Source organism: Sphingomonas taxi, from assembly GCF_000764535.1.
Lineage (GTDB): Bacteria > Pseudomonadota > Alphaproteobacteria > Sphingomonadales > Sphingomonadaceae > Sphingomonas > Sphingomonas taxi.
The window spans coordinates 3,259,653-3,283,913 of sequence record NZ_CP009571.1 but is presented as its reverse complement, the minus strand read 5'-3'; the positions used below and the strand labels follow the sequence as shown (position 1 = coordinate 3,283,913).

Genomic DNA, 24,261 nt, shown 5'->3' with positions numbered 1-24,261 from the left:
GGACATCCAATCATGAAACCGGATATCGGACTGATTGCGCTGGCGGTCGGCGCCTTTGGCATCGGCGTGACCGAGTTCGCGCCGATGGGCATGCTGCCCGTCATCGCCGGCAGTCTCGGCGTGTCGATCCCCGCCGCGGGCATGTTGGTCAGCGCCTATGCGATGGGCGTGCTGATCGGCGCGCCGCTGATGACGCTGACCACCGGGCGGATCGACCGGCGCACGCTGTTGATCGGCCTGATGGGCATCTTCACGCTCGGCAATGCGCTGTCGGCGCTGGCCGGCGGCTATTGGCTGCTGATGGCGGCGCGGGTCGTCACCTCGTTCAACCATGGCGCCTTCTTCGGCGTCGGATCGGTCGTCGCGGCGAGCCTCGTTCCCCCCGAGCGCCGTGCCGGCGCGGTCGCGGCGATGTTCTCCGGTCTGACGATCGCGACGATCGGCGGCGTGCCGCTGGCGACCTGGGCCGGCGAAGTGCTCGGCTGGCGCACCGCTTTCGCAGGGATCGCGGTGATCGGCGCGGTGGCGATGGTGTCGCTGCGCCTCGCGCTGCCGCCGCTGCCCGCCCCGACCGGCGGCGACATGCGCGACGAGCTGCGCGTGTTGACGCGCGGACCGGTGCTGGCGGCGCTGGCGCTGACCGTGGTGGGGGCGAGCGCGATGTTCACCGTCTTCACCTATATCGTCCCGATCCTGCGCGAGGTGACGCACGGCTCGACCGGGTTCGTGACCGCAATGCTCGTTCTCTACGGGATCGGGCTGACGATCGGCAATACGATCGGCGGCCGGCTTGCCGACCGGTCGATCGAGCGGACGCTGATCGCCAGCTTTGTCGCCATCGTCGCGGTGTTGGTCGCCTTCGCCGGGCTGATGCACTGGCCGCTTCCCGCCGCCGTCGCGATCCTGATCTGGGGCGTGGCGAGCTTCGCGATCGTGCCGCCGTTGCAGATGCGCGTGATGCAGGCGGCCGCGGACGCGCCCAACCTCGCCTCGGCGATGAACATCGGGGCGTTCAACCTCGGCAATGCGATCGGCGCGGCGCTCGGCGGCGGGGTGATCGGCGCAGGGCTCGGCCTGCCCGCGGTGTCGCTCGCCGGCGCGGCGATGGCGGCTGCGGCGCTCATGCTGCTGCTCGCCGCCCGCCGTCCGGCGCGCGCCGCCTGCCCCGTATAGGTGACGGGCGGGGGTGGGGCGGCGATTGGCCTGCGTCAGTGGGGCGATTTCTCTACGCCGTCGGCGCCCCGGTCAATCAAGATAGGCGGTGCGCAGCCGGGTGATGTCCCCCGCCGACAGTCCCATCTCATCGCGCAACCAGCCGGTTGCGCCGCCGGGATGCCGGTCGAGCACCGCCAGCGCCGCCTCGATATAACGCCGGTCCGCCGCCGCCAGCGCCGCGGTGACGCCGGGCGGCAGATGCGCCCAGGGCGTGTCGGCCTGCGCCGGGCTGGCGAGCAGCTTGGCGGCATCGAGGTAGCGGTTGGTCAGCAGATAATCGTCGATCACCGTCGCGCGCGGCACGCCGAGCGCGGTGAGCAGCAAGGCGGCGGCGATGCCGGTGCGATCCTTGCCCGCCGAGCAATTGAACGCGAGCGGGGCATGGCCGGCGAGCAGCTCGGCGAACATCCGGCGATACTGACCGCGGAACTGGACGAGCATTTTGGGATAGCTCGCGGTCATCGCTGCCTGCGCGGCGGCGGCGGTCCAGTCCTTCATCGCACCGGCGGGCAGAAAGTCGCGGGTGTCGAGCAGATAGTCGTCGCTCAGCACCCGCGGCGCGCCCTGCGCGGGCCAATCGACCGGCTCGGCGGCACGCTCACGCGTGTCGCGCAGGTCGCAGACGACGCGGAGGCCGCGCCGCTGCAATTCAGCGTAATCGGCCGCGGTAAGCCCGTGCATCGAACCGGAGCGGTACAACAGCCCCCATTTGACGTGCCGACCATCACCGGTGGCATAGCCGCCGAGATCGCGGAAGTTGCGTCCGCCCTGCAACGGCAGCAGCCGTTGGTGCGCGGACGCGGTTGCAGTCGCGATGGGCTGCGACCGGGCGACGACGGCGCTGCCCGGCAGCGAGGCGAGCAGCGCCAGCGCCACGGCGGAGGGGATGATGCGCATCAGAAGGTCACCTGCACCTGGCCGCCCAGCGTACGCGGCTCGTTGTAGAAGCCCTGCAGGCCGGTGGTGACGGACAAGGTCTTGTAGAAGACGTGCTGTTCGTCGAAAAGATTGCGTGCCCAGATCGACAGCGTCACCTTCGCGTCGCCCTGCCCCATCGCGATATCGGCGAGCGCCAGCGACGTGTTGACGATGAACGCGGCATCGCCCTTCGGCTGGTAGACGTTGCCCGGATTGTTCGCGCCGACATACACCGGGTCGTTGGAACTGGCGTAGAAGCCCGAATCGTAATTGCCGTCGATATGCGCACGCAGCGTCGCACCGGTCAGCGGCACCTCAAAATCGGCGGCGGCGCTGGCCGAGTCGCTCGGCGTGTAGGTCTGGTAGATCGGCACGGCGAGCGTGCTCAGATCGCCCTTGGCGTTGGGATAGGGATTCACCGCCGGCGGGATGTGGACATAGGTATGCGCGTAGGAGCCGTGGAGCGTCACCCCGCGCACCGGCATCACCGTCAGTTCGGCCTCGACGCCGTGGATGCCGCCGGTACCGGATGCGTTGACCGTCGAGATCGTCGTCCGCGTCGTCGCGCCGTTCTTGCCGTCGACATAGGGGCGCTGGAAGTCGATCTGGATGTCTTTGTATGTGCCGGCATAGGCCGCAATGTTGAAGCGGGCGTGGCGATCGAAGAATTCGGTCTTGGCGCCGATCTCGAACACCGAGACCGTTTCCGGATTGAACGCGTCATATTCCTGCGAGCGCGAATTGGCGCCGCCCGATTTATAGCCGGTGCTCCATTTGCCGTAGAGATGCACGTCGCGGGTGGCATCGACGGCAAGATTGACCATCGGATCGACCCGCGACCAGCGCGCGTCGAGCGGCAGTTCGCGCGACACGCCGCGACGGTCGACCGGCAGCTTGCCGTTGACCGTCAGCAGCGTGCCCTGCTTGGCGTCGCGGCTCCAGCGCAGGCCACCGGTCAGGTGGAGGCGATCGTCGAGCACGGCGGGCGTCCAGGTCGCCTGGCCGAAGGCGCCGACGCTGCTGGTCTTCACATAGCTGGCGCGGTCGATCCGCTGCGCGGTGTAATCGAGCGACAGCGCCGCGTAATTCGCCACGTCGGTGCGGAAGTTGGGCGGCAGGATCGTATAGGCGGTGCAGGCCGAGGTGGTGCATTGATTGGTGTAGAAGGCGCGGGCATTGTCCTCGACATGCTCCTGATAATAGAGCGCGCCGGCGACGAACTGCACCTCCGCCACGTCGCCGATCAGCTGCACCTCCTGGCTGAACTGGTTCTGGCGGAAATCGGCGAGGCTGTAGCGCGCGAACGGCAGCGGAATGGTATTGCCAGCGAAATCCTTGCCGACGAAGGTGGCGGTCGACGCCGACAGCGTGCTGGCGGCGGAGCCGTTGTCATATTGGGTCTGGGTCATCGCGCGATAGGCGGTGATCGACTTGACGGTGAGCGCCGACGCCGGGTGATAGGCGAGCGTCAGCTGGTTGCCGCGGACCTTGCCGACGCTGGGCTGCTGCGGGACGCCGACGTTGGCGTCGCGCGCGCGCTGCGGCTGGACGGTGCCGAGCGGCGCCTGCCTGTAGGTGCCGGGCGCGAGCAACTGGAGATAGAGCGGGGTCGAGGCGTCGTAGGAGGTGTCGAACGAATAATCGGCGCTGAAGTCCGCGGTCGGCTTCCACAGCAATTCGTAATGCAGGCCACGCTTGTCATAGGCGTTGAAGCCGTCGGCACCGGTGAGCGGATTGCGCACCAGCGGGCCGCGGTGGCTGACGACCGCATCGATCTTGACCGCAATATCCTGGATCGCGGGCAGGTCGAGATGCACCTCGCCCTTGTAGGCGCCATAATTGCCGATGCCGGCGATCGTGTTGAGATGGTATTCGCCGCTCGGCCGCTTGGTGACGATGTTGACCGCGCCGCCTTCGGTGTTGCGGCCGAACAAGGTGCCCTGCGGCCCCTTGAGCACCTCGATATTCTCGATGTCGAACAGCGCGGTACCGAGCCCCTGCGCGCGGCCCAGATATACGCCGTCGATATAGACGCCGACGCCCTGGTCGCGTGCCGGCTGGTTGCTGTCGCTGAGCACGCCGACGCCGCGGATGTTGACGATCAGCGCCGAGTTCCGAGAATAGAACGGCGCGACCTTGAGCGACGGGATCGACCCGTCGCCGAGATCGGCGAGCGACACGACATGGCGGTTGGCGAGATCGTCGCCGCTCAGCACGCTGATCGAGATCGGCGTCTTCTGCGCGCTCTGCGGCCGCTTCTCGGCGGTGACGACGATATCGGTGAGCTGGTCGGGCGCGTCCTCCGGGGTCTTGTCGGCGGTAACGACGCTCTTGGGATCGTCCGCGGCGAACGCCGGCGTCGCGATCAAGGTGGAGCAGACGGCGGTCGCGGCGAGCAGCCGCGCCGCAATGGCGGAAGTGGTGAATGACATGACGGAGCCCCCCGTTTCGTAACGAAACATGGCTGCGCGGTGCGATGTGTTCGTTTCGGATGCATGACAGATCGACCGCATTTATGTTGCGATGCGAAATATCTGCCGGATGGCGCCACCCGCGCCGGCGTCGGTTGGCCGCCCGGATGCGGCCCGATCGGGGGTATAAGACGATCAGCGACCCCCCACAAAGCTACCAGGAACCAACTGGTCTAACGTAGGTTTGTATGTCCAGAACGGTCGGACACCCGCGACCGTTCGCGAGACTTCCCCAACTCGCCTGATCCGTTCGGCCGGTTCGATGCCCCTGGGCAGCGGATCGTGGTCGGCCGTCCGCCTTCCGCGCGGGTCGGGCATTGCTCTTCATGGAGACCGAGATGAACACGCACGAATGGCATGGCGGCGCCCGCTACGTCGGCGGCAAGGTCGAGACGGCCGTCGGCGACGCGGTCGACAGCCGCGACTGGCAGGTCGACGGGATCGTCGATCAGGTCGCCGGTGCGGCGGAGAACCTCTACGGCCGCGCCCAGTCGGTCGCCGAGGACGCGATCGATGCCACGCCGCATCTCGCCGCCAAGGGCCGCGAGGCGGTCACCGACGCCGCCGATCGTGCCGCCGAGGCAGCGCGCCACGGCAAGCGGGTCGTCGCGCGCGGCCTGGACGAGCAGCCGGTGCTGTTGGCCGCCATCGCCGCGGCCGCGGGGGGCTATGCGCTCGCCTGGCTGATCCACGGCCAGCGCGACTGATCGCCGGAGCGCCGATGTCCACGTCGCCCAAGAGCCTGCGCGAGACCAATGATCTGCGCCACCTGCGCCAGATCATCGCCGGTCTCGACGAAGGCGTGATCCTGATCGATCCCGACCAGAGCCTGCTCTGGGCGAACGATGCCGCGCTGGCGATGCACGGCGTCGAACGGCTCGATCAGCTCGGCGCGACGGTCGACGATTATCGCGCGCGCTTCCAGCTGCGCTATCGCAACAACCACCGGCTCGCGGCGGACGATTATCCGATCGAGCGGGTGGCGGCCGGCGATTCCTTCTCGGAAGTGGTGGTCGAGGTGACCGTCGCCGGCGAGGAAGACCCGCGCTGGGTGCATCAGGTGCGCAGCCTAGTGCTCAACGATGCCGACGAGGACGTGCCGACCTGCGTCGTGCTGATCGTCCAGGACGTCACCGCGCGCTACGAGGCGGAGGACCGATTCGAACAGTCGTTCAACGCCAATCCGGCGCCGGCGGTGATCTGCCGCCTCGCCGACCTGCGCTTCGTCAAGGTCAACCAGGGCTTTCTGGAGATGACCGGGCAGGATCGCGACGCGGTGCTGGGGAAGACCGTCTACGACATCGACGTGCTGCACGGCGCCGACCAGCGCGATCTCGCCAAGCAGCGACTCGCCGAGGGACGGACGATCCCGCAGATGGAGGCCGAGCTGGCGCTGCCCGACGGCGGCACCAAATTGGTCATCGTCGCGGGCCAGCCGATCGATCTCGACGAACGACCCTGCATGCTGTTCACCTTCGCCGACCTCGAACCGCGGCGGCAGGCGGAATCGGCGCTGCGTCACAGCGAGGAGCGATTCACACGCACCTTCCAGCTGGCGCCGGTGCCGATGGCGATCGGCGCGCGCGACGGCCATGTGCTGTGCGAGGTCAACGCCAGCTTCACCGCGCTGACCGGCTATGCCGCCGACGCGATCGTCGGCCGCTCGCTCGCCGACCTCGGCCTGTGGGCGGACGATACGGTGCGCGGCGACGTCGAGGCGGCGATCGCGGATGGCGGCGACCTGCGCAGTCACGAGGCGCGCATCGCGGTGCGCGACGGCGACGCGATCGACTGCGTCGTCTCGACCGAGACGATCACCATCGGCGACGCCAGCTGCCTGCTATGGGCGTTCCAAGACATCACCCAGCGCAAGGCGACCGAACTCGAACTGGTCGAGGCGATCGAGGCGGTGATGAAGGACACGAGCTGGTTCAGCCGCTCGATCATGGACAAGCTGGCGCGGCTGCGTGCGCCGCAGCCGGATGCCGACGGCCCCGGGCTCGATGCGCTCACGGCACGCGAGCGCGAGGTGCTGGCGCTGATCTGCCGCGGGCTCGACGACAAGAGCATCGCGCGGGCGCTCGACGTCTCGGGCAACACGGTGCGCAACCATGTCGCGCGGATCTACGCCAAGATCGGCGTCAACCGCCGCACGGCGGCGGCCGCCTGGGCGCGGGCGCGCGGCTTCGACGACGGTGCGATCGCGCTGCGGTCGATCGCGCGCGGCACGGCGCAGCGAGGTGCCGCATGACCAAGAAGATACCTGCCGATCCGGCGACGCGCGCGGCCAAGGGCGCCGCGCGGGAGACGATCGGCAAGTTGCTCGGCGACGACGCCGAGGTGCGCAAGGGGCGCGCAGAACGGAAAGCGGACGCGACCGGCCCGGCCGGCCGCCCATCCGACGACCGATAACGACAGACGACAACAGGAGTGACTATGGCGACGATAATGACGACCGGCATGACGCCGGCAGAAGAGAATGCGATCCTGCATGGGCCGAAGCGGCTGTCCTGGGGCGCGATCTTCGCCGGCGTGGTGATCGCGGTGGCGATCCAGCTGGTGCTCGGCATCCTCGGCACCGGGATCGGGCTGACGATGGTCGATCCGGTCGAGGGGACGACGCCCGGCGCCGCCGGCTTCGGCATCGGTGCCGGCATCTATTGGCTGATCACCACGATCGTCGCGCTCGGTGCGGGCGGCTATGCCGCGGCGCGCGTCGGCGGCGCGACCGATCGCTTCGATGCGCTCGTCCACGGCATGGTGGTGTGGGGCGTGACGCTGATCCTGACGCTGTACCTGCTGACCTCGGCGGTCGGCGGGATCATCGGCGGCGCGTTCCGCACCGTCGGTGCGGTCGCCGGCGCCGCCGGCTCGAGCGTCGGTGCGGTCGCACCGCGCGCCGCGGAGGTCGCCGGCGTCGACGAGGGCGACGTGCGTCAGGAGGCCGCCGCCTATCTGTCCGCCGCCCCGGCCGATCCGGCGCAGATGACGCCGGAACAGGCGCAGAAGGAAATCGCCAAGCAGCTGCCGGCGATGGCCCGTGGCGGCACCGGCGGCGCACAAGCCGAAGCCCGCGTCGTCGACATCGTCGCCGCGCAGCGCAAGATCAGCCGTCCCGAGGCGCAGGCCCAGGTGACGCGCGCCAAGGCGGACTTCGTCAAGACGAAGGACAAGGCCGTGGCGACCGCCAAGTCGGCGACCGACACCGCCGCCGGTGCCGCTGCCGGTACCTCGTTCATCATCGTGCTCGCGCTGCTGGTCGGCGCCGGTGCGGCCGGTTTCGGCGCGACGGCGGCCACCCGCCGCCGCCTGCGCTGAGTGTCTGCGGCAGGTCGGCGTTCTTCGACCTGCCGCTCCTCTTCGTGGGGAAGACGCGCCGCCGTCGCGGTCCGATCGGACCGCGGCGGCGGCGTCACTTGCTTATCGCGCGGTTCGCGCCCATCTATGGTGTCCGTATAGTCGCATATCGACGTGACGCGCCGGTGCCGACCGCGCCGTTCGCCCTTCCCTGCCTCTCTTCCTACCGCTGACGAGGTGCCCGATGTCCAGCGACGCCACATTCTTCCGTAAGCAGGCCGATCAGGAGCGCAGCAACGCGTCCGAGGCCAATCTGGACAACGTCCGCGACCGCTGCGAGCGCGCCGCGCGTTCGTGGGAAGCGATGGCCGCACGCGCCGAGCGGACCGAGGCGATGCGCGACCAGCGCGCTGCCGCCACCCGCGCCGCCAGCACCCTCGCCGCGTCCGAGGATGCCGAGTCCGATCCGGTCCATAGCGAGGCGTGATCCACACTCGCGTCACGCCGCTGCGGGGGGCAGCGGCGGCGCACGACACCTTGACCCGCGGCGCGACCTTCCTCGCCGCGCTCGCCGAGCGTCCGGTGATCGCCGACGGCTGGCCGCAGGGCCCGCATGCGCGCACCCGTGCGCGCTTCGTCGCCAATTGCCTGCGCGAGCTCGACCGGTTCCTGCACGGCTTGCTCGATGAACTCGGTGCGTCGGCGGGTCATGTCGTGCGCGAGGAACAGCGCAATACCGCCAACAAATTGCGCGACTATGGCGTCCATCCGCTGGCTTCCGGTGCCGACCGGGCGCGGCTGCTCGCGCTCGGCCGTTCCAGCGCCTGCCTCATCCACTGCAACGGCGTCGTGCGCCGCCCCGACGTCGCCGGCGGCAGCATGATGACCGCCGGCTGGCGCGCCGACGTGGGCGACGAACTACGCCGTTACCCGCTGGGGACGCGGCTCGCGCCCGGTCGTACCGAGATCATCGACGTCTGCCGCTTCTACGACCGGCTCGGGCATCGGCTGATGCTCGCGCCGCCGGTGCTACCGCCGCGCCGTCAGCCCGCGCCGAGGAAGCCGCGCATCGCCGCCGCCGCGTCGTTCCAGGCGACGCCGTGCGTCGCGCACCAGGCGTCGTCGTAATAGGTGCAGGCGTAACGGTCGCCGCCGTCGCAGAGCAGGGTGACGATGCTGCCCTGCTGACCCGCCGCGGCCATCTCGGCGACGAGCTGCGCACAGGCGTGGAGATTGGTCCCGGTCGAGCCGCCGACCGATCGCCCGAGCGTTTCCGACAGCGCACGCATCGCGCCGAGGCTGGCGGCATCCTCGACCGCGATCATCCGGTCGATCACCGAGGGGATGAAGCTCGGCTCGAGCCGTGGCCGACCGATCCCCTCGACACGCGACGCACAACCATCGGGTAGCGCGACGACGCCCGGATCGGCGAAATGGCGGTGGAACACCGAATGGACGGGATCGGCGACGCACAACCGGGTCGCATGGCGCTGATAGCGGATGAAGCGGCCGATAGTGGCCGAGGTGCCGCCGGTGCCGGCACCGCACACCACCCAGCGCGGCACCGGATATTCCTCCTCCGCCATCTGCGCAAAGATGCTCTCGGCGATATTGTTGTTGCCGCGCCAGTCGGTCGCGCGCTCGGCATAGGTGAACTGGTCCATATAATGGCCGCCGGTTTCCGCGGCGAGCCGCTGCGCGGCGGCATAGACGGTGCGCGGATCGTCGACCGCATGGATCTCGCCGCCGTAGAAGCGGATCGCGTCGAGCTTGGGTGCCGCGGTCTGCGCCGGCACCACCGCGATGAAGCGCAGCCCGAGCATCCGCGCGAAATAGGCTTCCGACACCGCGGTCGACCCCGATGACGCCTCGATCACCGTGGTGCGCGGCCCGATCCACGCGTTGCACAGTGCGTAGAGGAACAGCGAGCGCGCCAGCCGATGCTTGAGGCTGCCCGTCGGATGCGAGCTTTCGTCCTTGAGATACAGTGTGATGCCGGGAAAGCGCGGCAGTTCGAGGCGGATGAGATGGGTATCCGCCGAGCGGTTGTAATCCGCCTCGATCCGCCGCACCGCCTCGGTCAGCCAGCGCCGGTCGATGTCCGTTCCATGGGTCATGCGCGGGGGCTTTATACGGGTGAGGCGGAAACGGACAGGGTGGCAACTCGGTGGCGCGCGTAATCGTGAAGCTCCCACCCCGTCCTCCCCCTCCGTCAGCGCTGACGCGCTGCCACCTCCCCCTGGCGGGGGAGGACTTGCCTATTCCTCCCCCGCAAGGGGGAGGTGGCGCGCCGAAGGCGTGACGGAGGGGGAGGATGGGGCGGGAGCCATGAGGCAGTCAAAACCGCACCCCACCTTTACCCGCCTCCACCATTTCTATCGTCGCACCGGCACCCTCCACCCCCTACATCGCCGCGATGATCAGGACCTTCGCGCAGTGACCCGCCCTCCCTTCGGCGTGCAGGTCTTCATCGGCATGGCGATCGGGCTCGCGCTCGGCTTCGTCGCGCGCAGCTATGCGCTGCCCGGTCTGGCCGAGGGGCTGAAGATCGTCGGCGACATCTTCGTGCAATTGCTCAAGGCGTTGGTCGTGCCGCTCGTCTTCACCGCGATCGTCGCGTCGATCGCCGCGCTGCGCGACCTCAACAATGCCGCGCGGCTGGTCACCGGCACCTTCCTCTGGTTCGGTCTCTCGGCGCTGATCGCGGTGTCGATCGGCCTGACGCTCGGCACGTTGCTGCAACCCGGCGCGCATGCCGGGGTCAGCGCCGCCGCCGCGGTGCGCCCCGATACCGCAGGCTCGTGGCTCGACTTCCTGCGCGGGCTGGTGCCGGCCAATATCCTCGGCCTCGAAGCCTCGACCAGGCTCGTCGATGGCGGCGCGAAGACCGGCCTGTCGTTCAACGTGCTCCAGCTCATCGTCGTTGCGATCGCGATTGGCGTCGCCGCGGTGCGCACCGGCGAGGCGGGCGCGCCGTTCCTCGCCTTTAACGCCTCGGCGCTGGCGATCTTCCGCCGCATCCTGCGCTGGGTCGTCCGCCTCACCCCGATTGGCACCGGCGCTTTGCTGGGCAGCGCGATCGTCCGCTACGGCTGGCAGTCGCTGTCGGCGCTCGGCACCTTCGCGATCGCCATCTATATCGGCCTCGGCCTCGTGCTGTTCGTCGTCTATCCGCTGCTGCTGCTCGCCAACGGCATGAGCCCGAGGCGGTTCTTCGCCACCGCCTGGCCGGCGATCCAGTTGGGCTTCGTCTCGCGCTCGTCGATCGCGACGCTGCCCGTCACCGAACAGGTGGTCGAGCGGCTCGGCGTGTCGCGCAGCTATGCCGCCTTCGCGGTGCCGTTCGCGGCGACGACCAAGATGGACGGCTGCGCCGCCATCTATCCCGCGGTCGCGGCGCTGTTCGTCGCGCAATATTACAATATCCCGCTGCACGGCGTGGACTATCTGCTGATCGTCCTCGTCTCGGTGCTCGGCTCGGCGGCGACCGCGGGGCTGACCGGCGCGTTGGTGATGCTGACGCTCACCTTGTCGACGCTCGGCCTGCCGCTGGAGGGCGCCGGGCTATTGCTGGCGATCGACCCGATCCTCGACATGGGCCGGACCGCGGTCAACGTCGCGGGGCAGGCGCTGATCCCGGCGATCGTCGCCAAGCGGCAGGGGCTGCTGGAGGAGACGGTGGCGGCCGAACCGGTCTTCGCCTGATCCCCGCCCCGCGGGGCGCTATGCGACCGCGAGCGGAGCGAAGCGCGCGACCTGCCGGCCGACGATGCCGAGCTGCTCGACCACCGCGGGGTCGCTCGCGCCGCCCTCGGCATCGAACTTGGTGATCTGCGTGTTGATCGCCGCGGCGAAGGGGGTCGGCCAGCCGCGCAGCGCGTGGACGATCGAGCGCAGCGCCGCGATCGTCGAGCCCGTCGCCTGCCAGCCATAGGCCGTCGCGATCAGCCCGACCGGCATGTCGGCGAGATAGGGGCGCGCGTCCTTCGCCGTCTCCTCGAGCAAGTCGAGCGCGTTCTTGACCACGCCCGAGATGCTGCCGTGATAGCCGGGGCTGGCGATGATCACCGCCGAGGCCTGGCGCACGGCGTCGACGAACGCCTCCTCGTCGGCGGTACGGCTGGTCGCGCGCGGGTCGTAGAGCGGCAGGCGGGCCATGTCGGCGCCGCCGAACATGCGGGTACGGAAGCCCTCGCGCTCGGCGGCGTCGAGCGCGATGCGGAGCGCGCGCTCGGTCGACGAGACGCCGCCGATGGTGCCGCCGATGCCGACGACGAGAGGGGGAGAAGCGGGATCGACTGCCATGACGCCTGCGATAGCGCGGCTCGACGGACGGCGCCAGCCAAGGTAAACTTCGCTAACCTCACGCATAGACGCGTGCCCTTGCCTCAGCTGTTTTAGGATTGTAATACACCTCATGGCTGACCGCTGGGACGAGCCGATGCGTCACGAACCCGTCGATACCAACCGCCGCAATACGATCGGCCGGCGTTACGAGCTGGACGACGAGACACCGCGCGACCACCGCCTGGGCGGCCGCTTCGACGACTTCATCGACCGCGACGATCCGGCCGGCGGCGACCTGCCGCCGTCGCCGCGCAGCCCGCGCAACATCGGCCGCTGGATCGTGCGCGGCATCGGCGTGGGGATCATCCTGCTGGTGATCGCGATCGGCTGGCTCGCGGTCACCGCGCCGTTGAGCCGCTCGCTCAAGCCGCCGACGCCGCCGTCGATCACGCTGACCGCCGACGATGGCACCCCGATCGCGCGCCGCGGCGCGATCATCGGCGCGCCGGTCGACGCGGCCAAGCTGCCCGCGCACGTCACCAATGCGTTCCTGGCGATCGAGGATCGCCGCTTCCGCTCGCATTGGGGGATCGACCCGCGCGGCATCCTGCGCGCCTTCGTCCACAATGTCGGCTCGGGCGGGGTGCGCGAGGGCGGCAGCACGATCACGCAGCAGCTCGCCAAGAACGCCTTCCTCGATTCGGACCGCACCGCCGCGCGCAAGATCCGCGAGGTCATGATCTCCTTCTGGCTCGAGGCATGGCTGAGCAAGGACGAGATCCTGTCGCGCTATCTGTCGAACGTCTATTTCGGCGACAACGTCTATGGCCTGCGCGCCGCGTCGAAACATTATTTCGGCCGCGAGCCCGAGAAGATGAACGTCGGCCAGGCGGCGATGCTCGCCGGGCTGGTCAAGGCGCCGTCGCGGCTGGCGCCGACCAGCAATCTGGAGGGCGCGCGCAAGCGCGAGATGCTGGTGGTGCGCGCGATGGCCGAGGCGGGCTTCATCACCAAGGCCGAGGCCGCCGAGGTCGAGCCGCAGCGCGTGCTGGCGAGCCGCCCGACGCAATTGCCGAGCGGCACCTATTTCGCCGACTGGGTGCTGCCCGACGCGCGCGACCAGGCCGGCGAGATCAAGACCGAGGCGACGGTGAAGACCACGCTCGACCGCCGGCTCCAGAATACCGCCGAGCGCGTCGTGCGGCAGGCGGGGCTGCGGCAGGCGCAGGTCGCGATCGTCGCGATGCGGCGCGACGGCCGCGTCGTCGCGATGGTCGGCGGCAAGGATTACGCCAAGAGCCCCTTCAACCGCGCCACCCAGGCGCGCCGCCAGCCCGGCTCGACGTTCAAATTGTTCGTCTATCTCGCCGCGATGCGCGCCGGCATGACGCCGGACACGATGGCCGACGACAGCCGCGTCGAGATCGCCGGCTGGAAGCCGAAGAACGACGACAACCGCTATCTCGGGCCGATCACCTTGCGCCGCGCCTTCGCCCGGTCGAGCAACGTCGTCGCGGCGCGGCTGACGCAGGAGGTCGGCGTGCGCAACGTCATCAAGGCGGCGCGCGACCTCGGCATCTCGACGCCGATCCCCAACGAGGCGACGATCGGGCTCGGCACGGCGGAAGTGTCGCTGCTCGAACTGACCGCGGCCTATGCGGCGGTCGCCAACGGCAAATATCCGGTCCATCCGCGCGGGCTGGAGGACAGCGGCGCGAGCAAGAGCTGGTATCAGTCGCTGACCGGCGGGCCGCGCACGATGCCCGACGGGATCCGCGACCATATGCTCGACCTGCTCGGTTCGTCGCTGCGCGGGACGGGGCGCGCCGCGGTGCTGACGCTGCCCGCCTACGGCAAGACGGGGACGTCGCAGAACAGCCGCGACGCGTGGTTCATCGGCTTCGCCGGCGACCTGGTCGTCGGCGTGTGGGTCGGCAACGACGACAGCTCGCCCAATGCCGGGCTGCACGGCGGCGGCATCCCCGCGCAATTGTGGCGCCAGTTCATGGTCTCCGCGCTCAACATCGCACCGGTCGTCGCACCGGTGGTGATCGAGGAGAATGCGATGGACCCCGAGGCGGTCGTCGGCCCCGAGGAGGCGCTCGACGATCCGATGGGCGATATCGCGGCGCCCGAGGGGACGATCGACGGTTTCGGCATGCAGATGAAGATGGGCCGCGACGGCAGCATCAGCATCGCGCCGGGCCGCGACCGCGCGCCGGTCCCGCCGGACGCGCCGCCGCCGCGCGATCGACGGGGCGGCGACGAAGGGGATGAGGAATAGGGCGGATCGGTATCCGGCCTCCTCTGGACGCGTAGCAATGAGGGATGTGTTCGCGCGAAGACGCGAAGACGCGAAGGTGTTGCGCTTGCCGCGATGGTCGCCCTGTCCATCAAGCGGTTGCGATGACAGGATCAGGCCGCCTCGTGCGGCACGCCTTCGCGCCTTGGCGTGATTTCTCCCTTTTATGCGCATCGTCGCGATGCCGGATGTCGTTCCCGTCAGCGCCGGCCTATGCCCTTGCGAGGATCGGCATAGAAGATTGGTTCGCGCAGAGGCGCGGAGACGCGGAGGTGTATCGCGTGGGGCTGCGTGGTCCTGTCTTTCGCAGTCGCCTGAAATAAAAGGGCCGCGACCGCGGTGGGCGCAGCACCTTCGCGTCTTCGCGTCTTCGCGTGATCCCGTCCTTCTTCTTCGGATTTGTGCGGGCGCCGGGCCAATCTCCAGTGTTCCCGCGAAAGCGGGAACCCAGGGTCAAGCAGAGCAACGTCCGATCGCGTTCGGGACTCCTGGGCTCCCGCCTGCGCGGGAGCACTGGGGTCGAGCGAGGATCGTCGCGATGTGGAATGGTTGCGCCGGGGTGCAGGCCGGTCGTCTAGGCGCGTTTACGTTCGCCCGGCGCCCACCAAGCTTCCGCCGTCACCCCGGAACCAGTCCGCGGTGACGGATCGGAGGGGGAAGCCGATCGAACCTCGCTGACGCCGCTTTAGGCGGTGGCCCTGCCATCTGAGGGGCGTTGATGCGGCGTGGACGATTGTTCGCGCGGAGGCGCGGAGGCGCGGAGGTGTATCGCGTGGGGCGGCGTGGTCCTGTCTTCGCAATCGCCTTAGGGAAAGGGCCGCGACCGCGGTGAGCGCAACATCTTCGCGTCTTCGCGTCTTCGCGTGATCCCGTTTTTTTTCTTGGGATTTGAGCGGGCGTCGGGGCAAATTCCAGTGTTCCCGCGAATGCGGGAACCCAGGGTCAAGCAGAGCAACGTCCGATCGCGTTCGGGACTCCTGGGCTCCCGCCTGCGCGGGAGCACTGGGGTCGAGGCGGAAACCCCTCACCGCCTTTCCACCTCCGCGCCTCTGCGCCTCTGCGCCTCTGCGCGAACAAGTCTTCTCTTGCCCCTCTCCGTAAGCCGTCCGATCCGGCCAGCGCCCGTGCGATGTCGCCGGACTATGGGTGCGTGCGACGCGGTTCCGGACCGCAGGCGGGCTGGCATCGGCCGCCGCCTCGGCTAGACGGTCGCGTCATGGCGCAGCGACGCACCTCTTCCCGGCCGCGCGGGCGGCGCAAGGCGCATGATCTCGCTTCCGAGCGGTGGTTGCTGCTGCTCGGCGTCGTCGCGGTGGTGATCGTGGTGGCGGGCTCGGTCGGGCCGTGGCGGTTCGCGCTGCCGCCGGCGGCGCAGGTCGCCAGACCGTTGACGATGGACGAGGCGCGCGCGTCGAACGCCGCGGTGCCGATCGAGACGAAGCGGCGGCTGCGCGCGCTGCCCTATCGCTTCCAGGGCGGCCCGGCGGCGCGCGAGCAGGCGGCGGAATGCCTCGCCACCGCCGCGCTCTACGAGGCCGGCGACGACCGCCGCGGGCAGCAGGCGGTGATCCAGGTGATCCTCAACCGGGTGCGCGCGCCGGGTTTCCCCAAGACGATCTGCGGCGTCGTCTATCAGGGATCGGACCGGACGACGGGCTGCCAGTTCTCGTTCACCTGCGACGGATCGTTCGCCCGGCGGCCGGTGCATCTCGGTTGGGGCGCGGCACGGCGGGCGGCACGTCGGGCGCTCGGCGGCTATGTCTTCGCCGCGGTCGGGCGGGCGACGCATTACCATACCGACTGGATGGTGCCCTATTGGCGCGATACGCTGGTCAAGGTCGGGCGGGTGCGCTCGCACCTGTTCTACGTGCGGCATTAGGGGCGAGCCTTTCGCCCGCCGATCTGGCAAGACCGCCCCCCGCAGCAAGGAAGCAGACGATGGCAAAACGATTCTGGGCGCAGATCATCGAGTTGGACGAAGAGGTCGAGGCGGCGAGCATCCCCGGCGTGACCGATCACGAAAGCGCCGCCGATGCGCTGGTCACCGATTTCGTCGGCGCGATGGGCGGCGAGATCACCAGCGGCGCGGTGCGCGTGTGGATCGAGGGCGGCGCGGCGAAGGTGTACGACTGGAGCGCGGAATTCGACATGCCCGAGGATGCCGATCTCGATGGCGACGAGGATATCGAGGTCGAGGGCGAGATCGTGCTGACCGAGCGGCTGGGGTGATTTGGGGGGGGCCGGCCCTCCCGTCGCCTCGGCCTTCGTCGGGACGTCCGCGATCCCACCCGTGCTCCTGCGAAAGCAGGAGCCCAGGGCCAGGCAGGACAACGGGCTATAGCGTTCCGGACTCCTGGGCTCCTGCGTTCGCAGGAGCACGGGTGGGGTTCCTTCGACGTGTCGGTCGGGGCGGCGGCGATTCGCTCGCCAACGCCGGTTGACGGTGCCTGCCGCGCGCCGCAAGGTTTTCGGCATGCGCTTCTTCTCAGACAATGCCGCGCCGGTGCATCCCAAGGTGATGGCCGCGCTGATGCAGGCCAATACGCTCGACACGGCTTATGACGGCGACGCGCGGTCGCAGGCGCTCGACGGGCGGTTGTCCGATCTGTTCGGCACCGAGGTGACCGCCTTGTGGGTGCCGACCGGGACCGCGGCGAACTGCCTCGCGCTCGCCGCCTTGTGCCCGCCGCACGGTGCGGTGGTGTGCCATCGCGACGCGCATATCCAGAACGACGAGGGCGGCGCGCCGGAATTCTACACCCATGGCGCCAAACTCTATCTCGCCGACGGCGAGGGCGCGAAGCTGACCCCCGGCACGATCGCCACGGTGATCGACGCGATCGCCAACGACGTGCATCGCGTCCAGCCGCATGCGATCTCGATCACCAATGCCACCGAATATGGCCGCGTCTACACGCCCGACGAGGTCGCCGCGATCGGGGCGCTGGCGCGGACGCGCGGGCTGGGGCTGCATATGGACGGCGCGCGCTTCGCCAATGCGGTGGCGACGCTGGGGTGTTCGCCCGCGGCGGTGACGTGGCAGGCGGGGGTCGACGCGCTGAGCTTCGGCTTCGTCAAGAACGGCGCGATGAGCGCCGAATTGCTCGTCTTCTTCAAGCCCGCGCTTGCCGGGGCGACGCTGTACCGGCGCAAGCGCGCCGGGCTGCTGTTCTCCAAGGGCCGCTATCTCGCCGCGCAGGTGCTGGCGATGCTCGAGGACGATCTGTGGCTCGACAACGCCCGCGCCGCCAATGCGCGCGCGGCGGAGCTGGCGGCGGCGGCGGGGGCGCGGCTGGTCCATCCGGTCGAGGCGAACGAGGTCTTCCTGCAGGCGACGCCCGCAGAGGCGGCGGCATTGCGTGCGCAGGGTTTCGATTTCTACGACTGGGCGGCGGGCGAAATCCGGCTGGTGACGGCGTGGGACAGCCCGGCCGATCAGGTGGCGCGGCTCGCGGCGGCGATCGGGGACCTGTGAGCGAGGCCGCCGCACCCCGGTCGACGCGGGCGGCGATCCTCGTCCCGTTCGCGCTGGTGACGCTGATCTGGGGATCGACCTGGCTGGTGATCCGCGACCAGTTGGGCGTGGTGCCGCCGAGCTGGTCGGTGACCTATCGCTTCCTCGTCGCGGGCATCGCGATGACGATCGTCGCCCGGGTCAAGGGCGAGCGGTTCGCGCTCGACGGCCGCGGCTGGGCGTTCGCCGCGGCGGTCGGCGTGCTGCAATTCTGCCTCAACTTCAACTTCGTCTATCGCGCCGAACATCACATCACCTCCGGCCTCGTCGCGGTGGTGTTCGCGATCCTGCTGGTGCCCAATGCGCTGTTCGCGCGCCTCCTGCTCGGCCAGCGGATGGGCGGGCAGCTGATCGCGGGATCGGCGGTGGCGATGGCGGGGATCGCCTTGCTGTTCCTGCACGAGGCGCGCAGCGGCCCGGCGGGGACTGCGGCGACACTCGCCGGGATCGGCTTCACCGGTGTGGCGATCCTCGCCGCGTCGATGGCGAACGTGCTGCAGGCGACGCCGACCGCGAAACGCTATCCGATGATGGCGACGCTGGCGGTGTCGATGCTGATCGGCGCGGGCGTCGACGGGCTGGTCGCCTGGTGGCTGACCGGGCCGCCGGTGATCGAGACGCGCGCCGCTTACTGGGCGGGGATCGTCTATCTCGGGCTGTTCGGCTCGGCGGTCGCCTTCCCGCTCTATTACCGGGTGCTGCGCGTGATCGGGCCGGCCAAGGCGGCCTATTCGAGCGTCATCGTGCCGGTGATCGCGATGCTGCTGTCGACGCTGTTCGAGGGTTATCGCTGGTCGCCGCTCGCCACGGCGGGGGCGGCGCTGACCGGAGTCGGGCTGGTCATCGCGTTAAGGGCGCGCAGGCCGAACCGGTAATCGCGATAGGCGGGACGCCAGCCGAGGAGGCGCTTCGCCTTGCCGTTGGCGACGCGGCGGTTCTCGGCATAGAAGCCGCGCGCCATCGGGCTCAGCGTCTCCAGCGCCACCACCGGCGGCGGCGGCAGGCCGAGCAGATGCGCGGCGAAGGCGACGACCTCGTCCTGCGAACAGGGCCGGTCGTCGGCGAGATTGTACGCGCCGGCGGGGGCGTCGCGCGCGGCGAGCACGCCGCCGACGATATCGTCGACATGGACGCGGCTGAACAGCTGATCGGGCAGGCCGATGCGATGCGCCTTGCCCGCGGCGACGCGGTCGAGCGGCGAGCGGCCGGGACCGTAGATGCCGGGCAGGCGGAAGACGCGCGCGCCGCGGGCCAGCCATGCGGCGTCGGCGGCGGCGCGGGCGGCGCGGCGGCGGGAGCCGGTCGGCGCGCTCTCGTCGACCCAGGCGCCGGCGGCGTCGCCGTAGACGCCGGTCGAGGAGAGATAGAAGAGCCGGCGGCCGTCGAGCGCGTCGCCGTAGCGGGCGAGCACCGGATCGTCCTCGCCCTCCGGCGGCACCGAGGACAGGATGTGCGTCGCCGCGGCGATCGCCGGCCGCACCGCCGCCGCGTCGGCGAAGCGCAGACTGCCGTCGCGGCCGTCGCGCGTCGTGCCCAGCGTCGCGCCGGGCCAGGCGGCGGCGATGCGCGCGGCGGTGTAACCGAGGCCGAAGATCAGGAGCATGGCCTATCCTATCGCTCGGGCCGGGCTTGGCGAAGCCCCGTTTGCCGAAAGCCGTCCTTCGGCGGGTTCGGACCCTACCGTGCCATCGGCCCCTTGTAGGTGGTGCCGAAATAATCGCCCTTGTTCCAGACCGGCCGCGCGTCGCCGTCGGCGATCTCGCGGGCGATCGCGTAATTGGTCGACACGAAGCGCACGCCCTGGTCCCACAGGATCGGCTGGGTCAGGTCGTCGCCGGGGCGGTGGTAGCGGTTGGCGAGGAAATCCTCGAACGGCGCCTTGCCCGCGCCCTTGATCCCCGGCCACAGGAAGACCGAGGGGATGCCCTTGCGGACGAAGTTGAAATGGTCCGAGCGGGTGAAGAAGCCCTGTTCGGGCATCGGATCGGGCGACAGGCCGACGCCGACCGCGCCCACCGCCCGCGCCACGATCGGGCCGAGCGTCGAGCGCTGCGCGCCGAAGGCGATCATGTCCTCGAACCGGTAGAGCAGCACCGGCATGTCGAGATTGACGTCGGCGACGATGTCGGCGAGCGGCACGGTCGGGTGATCGACGAAATAGCTCGACCCGATCAGCCCCTTCTCCTCGCCGGTCACCGCGAGGAACATCACGGTGCGGCGCGGCGGCTTGCCGCTGGCGGTGAAGCGTCTGGCTTCCTCGATCAGGCTGGCGATGCCGATCGCATTGTCGAGCGCACCGTTGTTGATCCGGTCGCCCTCCCCGCCCGCGCTGACGCCGATATGGTCGAGATGTGCCGAGAGGATCACCACCTCCTTCGCGAGCAACGGATCGGCGCCGGGCACGACGCCGACGACGTTGCTGCTCGCGCCCGGGGTGAAGGCGGTGTGCGTCGTCGCCGACAGCGTGCCGGACAGCGACAGCGGCGTGTAAGCGGGTTTGTCCGCTTTGGCCTGCGCGGCGATTTTGCTCCACGCAGCGCTGCCGAAGAGCTTCGTCGCGCCGGCCTGGCTGAGCGTGCCGAGCACCGGCGTGGTCGGTGCGGGGCTGGTGCCGGTGCCCGCCGGCATCGCCCAGGTGGTGCGTGGATTGGCGTAGCCGCTCGCCGAGAACGGCCGCTGGCGCGCGGCGGGGCGCGGCGATTCGAGCATGACGATGCCGATCGCGCCATGCGCCGCGGCGATCTGCGCTTTGGTCGCGGCGGCGGCGAAATAGGCGCGTTCCTCGCCCGCGAACGTGCCCGGCGCGCCGGCGAAGATCGCGACGATCCGGCCGCGCGCATCGATGCCGGCATAATCGTCGACGCCATATTGCGGCGCGACGATGCCGCGACCGGCGAAGACGACGGGCGCAGTCACCTGCGTCTCGGCACGCGCCGGATTGGCGGCGGGGATATAGTCCGTGCCGAAGATCAAAGGCTGCGCTTTGCCGCCGGATGCGGTCCACGCCATCGCCCCCTCGTCCGCCGCCTTGTAGACGACGAGCGGCACCGTCTGCAAATAGCTGCCCGCATCGCCGGCGGGGCGCAGGCCGGCGGCATAGAATTGCGCCGCGACATATTGCGCGGCGATATCGAATTCGGGGCTGCCCGCCTCGCGCCCCTTCATCGCATCCGAGGCGAGGAACAGGACGTGCGCCTTCATCGCCGCCTGATCGGCGGGCAGCGCTCGGTTGAGCAGCGCATTGGCCTGCGCGGCGGCCGTGTTGGCCTGCGTGGCGGGCGTAGAGGTCTGCGCCGGTGCGGACGCGGCGAGGGTCAGCGCGGCGAGCGCGCCAAGAGTACGGATCATGCAGGGGTCCTGACGTGGGTGACGGGACAGCGTATCAGCGCCTCGGTCCAGCACAAGGCTGATCCCGGCCGGAGGAATAACTGGCAGCGGGCGTCGGCGTTCTTATAAAGGGTGGATGCTCGACGCCCTCAACGCCATCGCCCAGCCCGCTCCCGCCGCGACCGGTGCGATCAGCCGCCACGATTATCGCCCGCCCGCCTGGCTGGTGCCGGAGACGCGGCTGGTGTTCGACCTCGATCCCGCCGCGACGCGGGTCACCGCGACGCTGTCGGTGACGCGCAACGACGCCAGCGGCGATCCGCTGCGGCTCGACGGCGCCGGCCAGCGCCCGCTCGCGGTGCGCGTCGACGGCGTCGCTATCGACGATTGGCGGATCGAGGGCGAGCAGCTCGTCGTCCCGCTCGCCGGCGACGCGCATACGATCGAGACCGAGGTGGAGATCGCACCCGAGCGCAACACGCAGCTGATGGGCCTCTATGCCAGCGGCGGCATCCTGTGCACGCAATGCGAGGCGGAGGGCTTCCGCCGCATCACCTATTTCCCCGACCGGCCCGACGTACTGAGCCGCTATGCGGTACGGATGGTCGCCGATGCGGCGCGCTATCCGGTGCTGCTCGCCAATGGCGATCCGGTCGCGGCGGGCACGCTCGACGACGGCCGGCATTGGGCGGAATGGAACGACCCCTTCCCCAAGCCCTCCTATCTGTTCGCGCTGGTCGCCGGCGATCTCGCGGTCAACCGCGGCCAGTTCACCACGCAATCGGGCCGCGGCGTCGACCTCGGCATCTGGGTGCGCGCCGGCGACGTCGAGAAGACGCGGCATGCGCTCCACGCGCTCGAGCTGGCGATGGCGTGGGACGAGCGCGTCTACGGCCGCGAATACGACCTCGACGTGTTCAACATCGTCGCGGTCGACGATTTCAACTTCGGCGCGATGGAGAACAAGGGGCTGAACATCTTCAACAGCCGCTACATCCTCGCCGATCCCGACACCGCCACCGATTACGATTACGACGCGATCGCGGCGGTGGTGGCACACGAATATTTCCACAATTGGTCGGGCAATCGCATCACCTGCCGCGACTGGTTCCAGCTCAGCCTCAAGGAAGGCTTCACCGTCTATCGCGACCAGGGCTTTTCCGCGGATCAGGGCTCGGCGGCGGTCAAGCGGATCGAGGACGTGCGCGGCCTGCGCGCCGCGCAATTCCCCGAGGATGCCGGTCCGCTCGCGCATCCGGTGCGCCCCGAGAGCTATATCGAGATCGGCAATTTCTATACGGCAACGATCTACAACAAGGGCGCCGAGCTGATCCGCATGATGGCGACGATCCTCGGCCCGCAGGCGTTCCGTGCCGCCACCGACCTCTATTTCACCCGCTTCGACGGCACCGCCGCGACCTGCGAGGATTTCGTCGCCTGCATGGAGGAGGCGAGCGGCCGCGACCTGACCCAGTTCCGCTTGTGGTACAGCCAGGCGGGCACGCCGCGCGTCGCCGCCAGCCTGTCGCATCAGGCCGGCGACGGGCGCGCGACCTTGCGCCTCGCGCAGCACGTGCCGGCGACGCCGGGCCAGCCCGACAAGCAGCCGATGGTGCTGCCGCTGCGCATCCGCGTGTTCGGGGCGGAGACCGGCCGCGCGCTCGGCGACGAGCAACTGGTGCTGCTCGACGAGGCGGCGAGCACGATCGTGTTCGACGGCATCACCGAACGGCCGGTGCTGTCGGTCAACCGCGGCTTCTCGGCACCGGTGATCATCGAGAGCGACCGGTCGGCCGCCGACCTCGCCTTCCTCAGCGCGCACGACGACGATCCCTTCGCGCGCTACGAGGCGATGCAGCAATTGATGCTCGACACTTTGGTGGCGACGACGATCGAGGGGCGGCCCGACAATGACGCGGTGATCACCGCGGTCGCCAACACGCTCGACGACCGCACGCTCGATCCGGCGTTCGTCGCCGAGGCGGTGCTGCTGCCGTCGGAGGGGTTCATCGGCGACCAGCTCGCGATGGTCGATCCCGAGGCGATCTTCCGCGCGCGCGAAGGGCTGCGCCGGGCGCTCGGGCTGCGCCTCGCCGACCGGTGGCGCGACGCCTATGAGCGTGCGCCGGACGGTCCCTATGTCTACAGCCCGGCGGCGAAGGGCCATCGCCGGCTGCGCAGCGTCGCGCTCGGCTATATCGCGGCGAGCGGCGCCGATGACGCCGCGACGATCGCCTTCCGCCAGTTCGAGCGTGCCGACAATATGACCGACCGGCAGGGTGCGCTCGGCACGCTCGCCAACGGCTATTCGGACGAGCGCGAGGCGGCGCTCGACATCTTCTACCATCGCTATGCCGGCAACTCGCTGGTGATCGACAAATGGTTCCAAACGCAGGCGCTGTCGTCACGCGACGACACCGGGCGGCTGGTCGCCGACCTCGCCCGGCATCCCGATTTCACCCTCGCCAATCCCAATCGCGCCCGCGCGCTGGTCGGTGCGTTCGGGGCGAACCAGCGGGCGTTCAACGCGGCGGACGGTTCGGGCTATCGCTTCCTCGCCGACCAGCTCATCGCGCTCGACAAGCTCAATCCGCAGACCGCGGCGAAGCTGCTGCCGCCGCTGGCACGGTGGCGGCGTTTCGATTCGGATCGGGCCGCGCTGATGCGCGGCGCGCTGGAGCGGATCGTCGCGACGCCGGGCCTGTCGAAGGACGTGTTCGAACAGGCGTCGAAGAGCCTGGGGTAATTCGGCCAGCCCCGCGTCGCTCTGCGCCGCGGGGTGCGGCCGGGTTTCGGGCCATTCCGCTGCGCGCTAGCCGGCGGAATGAGTCGAAACATCGGGGAACGTCGGCTCCGCCGACCGAGCCTTGCAGTGTTCCTGCGAAAGCAGGAACCCAGGGCCAAGCAGAACAACGATGGCCGGCGCCCGG

20 protein-coding genes are annotated in these 24,261 nt (G+C 69.6%); 14 read left to right on the top strand and 6 right to left on the bottom strand.

The features are described from left to right. Window positions 1-12: 12 nt before the first annotated feature. Complete coding sequence (locus MC45_RS14960) at window positions 13-1,173, top strand: MFS transporter (protein WP_038664818.1); 1,161 nt, start codon at window positions 13-15, stop codon at window positions 1,171-1,173. A gap of 72 nt (window positions 1,174-1,245) precedes the next feature. Here MC45_RS14960 and MC45_RS14955 read toward each other — a convergent pair whose 3' ends face one another. After that, a complete protein-coding gene (locus MC45_RS14955) occupies window positions 1,246-2,112 on the bottom strand; it encodes a tyrosine-protein phosphatase (protein ID WP_038664815.1) in 867 nt (288 codons plus the stop codon). Further along, entirely contained in the window at window positions 2,112-4,565 is a 2,454-nt protein-coding gene (locus MC45_RS14950) for a TonB-dependent receptor (protein WP_179944543.1), read from the bottom strand. Before MC45_RS14950 ends, MC45_RS14955 begins: the two co-directional genes overlap by 1 nt. Before the next feature lie 377 nt (window positions 4,566-4,942). On the opposite strand from MC45_RS14950, the gene MC45_RS14945 reads away from it, so the two are divergent. The 6 genes from MC45_RS14945 (at window position 4,943) to MC45_RS14925 (ending at window position 9,029) form a co-directional block, all read left to right on the top strand. Beyond that, complete coding sequence (locus MC45_RS14945) at window positions 4,943-5,311, top strand: CsbD family protein (RefSeq protein ID WP_038667564.1); 369 nt, start codon at window positions 4,943-4,945, stop codon at window positions 5,309-5,311. 14 nt (window positions 5,312-5,325) lie between these two features. Next, a complete protein-coding gene (locus MC45_RS14940) occupies window positions 5,326-6,855 on the top strand; it encodes a helix-turn-helix transcriptional regulator (RefSeq protein WP_038664812.1) in 1,530 nt (509 codons plus the stop codon). Then, window positions 6,852-7,016 carry a hypothetical protein gene (locus MC45_RS19375; RefSeq protein WP_156143850.1) on the top strand — a complete coding sequence of 55 codons (165 nt, stop codon included), beginning with the start codon at window positions 6,852-6,854 and terminating at the stop codon, window positions 7,014-7,016. Before MC45_RS14940 ends, MC45_RS19375 begins: the two co-directional genes overlap by 4 nt. 36 nt (window positions 7,017-7,052) lie before the next feature. Further along, complete coding sequence (locus MC45_RS14935; protein WP_245640740.1) at window positions 7,053-7,922, top strand: hypothetical protein; 870 nt, start codon at window positions 7,053-7,055, stop codon at window positions 7,920-7,922. Window positions 7,923-8,145: 223 nt separating this feature from the next. Beyond that, entirely contained in the window at window positions 8,146-8,388 is a 243-nt protein-coding gene (locus MC45_RS14930) for a hypothetical protein (protein ID WP_038664807.1), read from the top strand. Further along, window positions 8,385-9,029 carry a hypothetical protein gene (locus MC45_RS14925; protein ID WP_038664805.1) on the top strand — a complete coding sequence of 215 codons (645 nt, stop codon included), beginning with the start codon at window positions 8,385-8,387 and terminating at the stop codon, window positions 9,027-9,029. Before MC45_RS14930 ends, MC45_RS14925 begins: the two co-directional genes overlap by 4 nt. Here MC45_RS14925 and MC45_RS14920 read toward each other — a convergent pair. Further along, complete coding sequence (locus tag MC45_RS14920) at window positions 8,945-10,018, bottom strand: PLP-dependent cysteine synthase family protein (RefSeq protein WP_038664802.1); 1,074 nt, start codon at window positions 10,016-10,018, stop codon at window positions 8,945-8,947. The two genes, MC45_RS14925 and MC45_RS14920, sit on opposite strands and share 85 nt — an antisense overlap. Before the next feature lie 319 nt (window positions 10,019-10,337). Between MC45_RS14920 and MC45_RS14915 the strand changes: the two genes are divergently transcribed. Beyond that, window positions 10,338-11,606, top strand: coding sequence for a dicarboxylate/amino acid:cation symporter (locus MC45_RS14915; RefSeq protein WP_038664799.1), 1,269 nt, complete (start codon window positions 10,338-10,340; stop codon window positions 11,604-11,606). A gap of 18 nt (window positions 11,607-11,624) precedes the next feature. On the opposite strand, the gene MC45_RS14910 is transcribed toward MC45_RS14915, so the two are convergent. Next, window positions 11,625-12,206, bottom strand: coding sequence for an NADPH-dependent FMN reductase (locus tag MC45_RS14910; RefSeq protein WP_038664796.1), 582 nt, complete (start codon window positions 12,204-12,206; stop codon window positions 11,625-11,627). A gap of 112 nt (window positions 12,207-12,318) precedes the next feature. Here MC45_RS14910 and MC45_RS14905 point away from each other — a divergent pair, with 112 nt between their 5' ends. From MC45_RS14905 to MC45_RS14885, 5 genes are all read left to right on the top strand, one after another. After that, entirely contained in the window at window positions 12,319-14,472 is a 2,154-nt protein-coding gene (locus MC45_RS14905; protein ID WP_038664794.1) for a transglycosylase domain-containing protein, read from the top strand. Between the two features lie 1,234 nt (window positions 14,473-15,706). After that, window positions 15,707-16,369, top strand: a complete 663-nt coding sequence (locus MC45_RS14900) for a cell wall hydrolase (RefSeq protein ID WP_156143849.1) — start codon at window positions 15,707-15,709, stop codon at window positions 16,367-16,369. 59 nt (window positions 16,370-16,428) lie between these two features. Beyond that, window positions 16,429-16,719: a hypothetical protein gene (locus tag MC45_RS14895; protein WP_038664791.1), complete on the top strand. Its 291-nt coding sequence runs from the start codon at window positions 16,429-16,431 to the stop codon at window positions 16,717-16,719. A gap of 244 nt (window positions 16,720-16,963) precedes the next feature. Further along, window positions 16,964-17,965 (top strand): threonine aldolase family protein, encoded by a 1,002-nt coding sequence (locus tag MC45_RS14890; RefSeq protein ID WP_038667558.1) that lies wholly within the window; start codon window positions 16,964-16,966, stop codon window positions 17,963-17,965. Next, window positions 17,962-18,879 (top strand): DMT family transporter, encoded by a 918-nt coding sequence (locus MC45_RS14885; protein ID WP_038664788.1) that lies wholly within the window; start codon window positions 17,962-17,964, stop codon window positions 18,877-18,879. The genes MC45_RS14890 and MC45_RS14885 overlap by 4 nt, the downstream gene beginning before the upstream one ends. Here the strand turns inward: MC45_RS14885 and MC45_RS14880 are convergent. Continuing rightward, entirely contained in the window at window positions 18,789-19,607 is an 819-nt protein-coding gene (locus MC45_RS14880) for a Rossmann-fold NAD(P)-binding domain-containing protein (protein WP_038664785.1), read from the bottom strand. The genes MC45_RS14885 and MC45_RS14880 overlap by 91 nt on opposite strands. Before the next feature lie 74 nt (window positions 19,608-19,681). After that, window positions 19,682-21,352, bottom strand: a complete 1,671-nt coding sequence (locus MC45_RS14875) for a M28 family peptidase (protein WP_038664782.1) — start codon at window positions 21,350-21,352, stop codon at window positions 19,682-19,684. A gap of 115 nt (window positions 21,353-21,467) precedes the next feature. On the opposite strand from MC45_RS14875, the gene pepN reads away from it, so the two are divergent. Beyond that, on the top strand, window positions 21,468-24,077 hold the full coding sequence (pepN, locus tag MC45_RS14870) for an aminopeptidase N (protein WP_038664780.1): 2,610 nt from the start codon (window positions 21,468-21,470) through the stop codon (window positions 24,075-24,077). The last annotated feature ends 184 nt before the right edge of the window (window positions 24,078-24,261 follow it).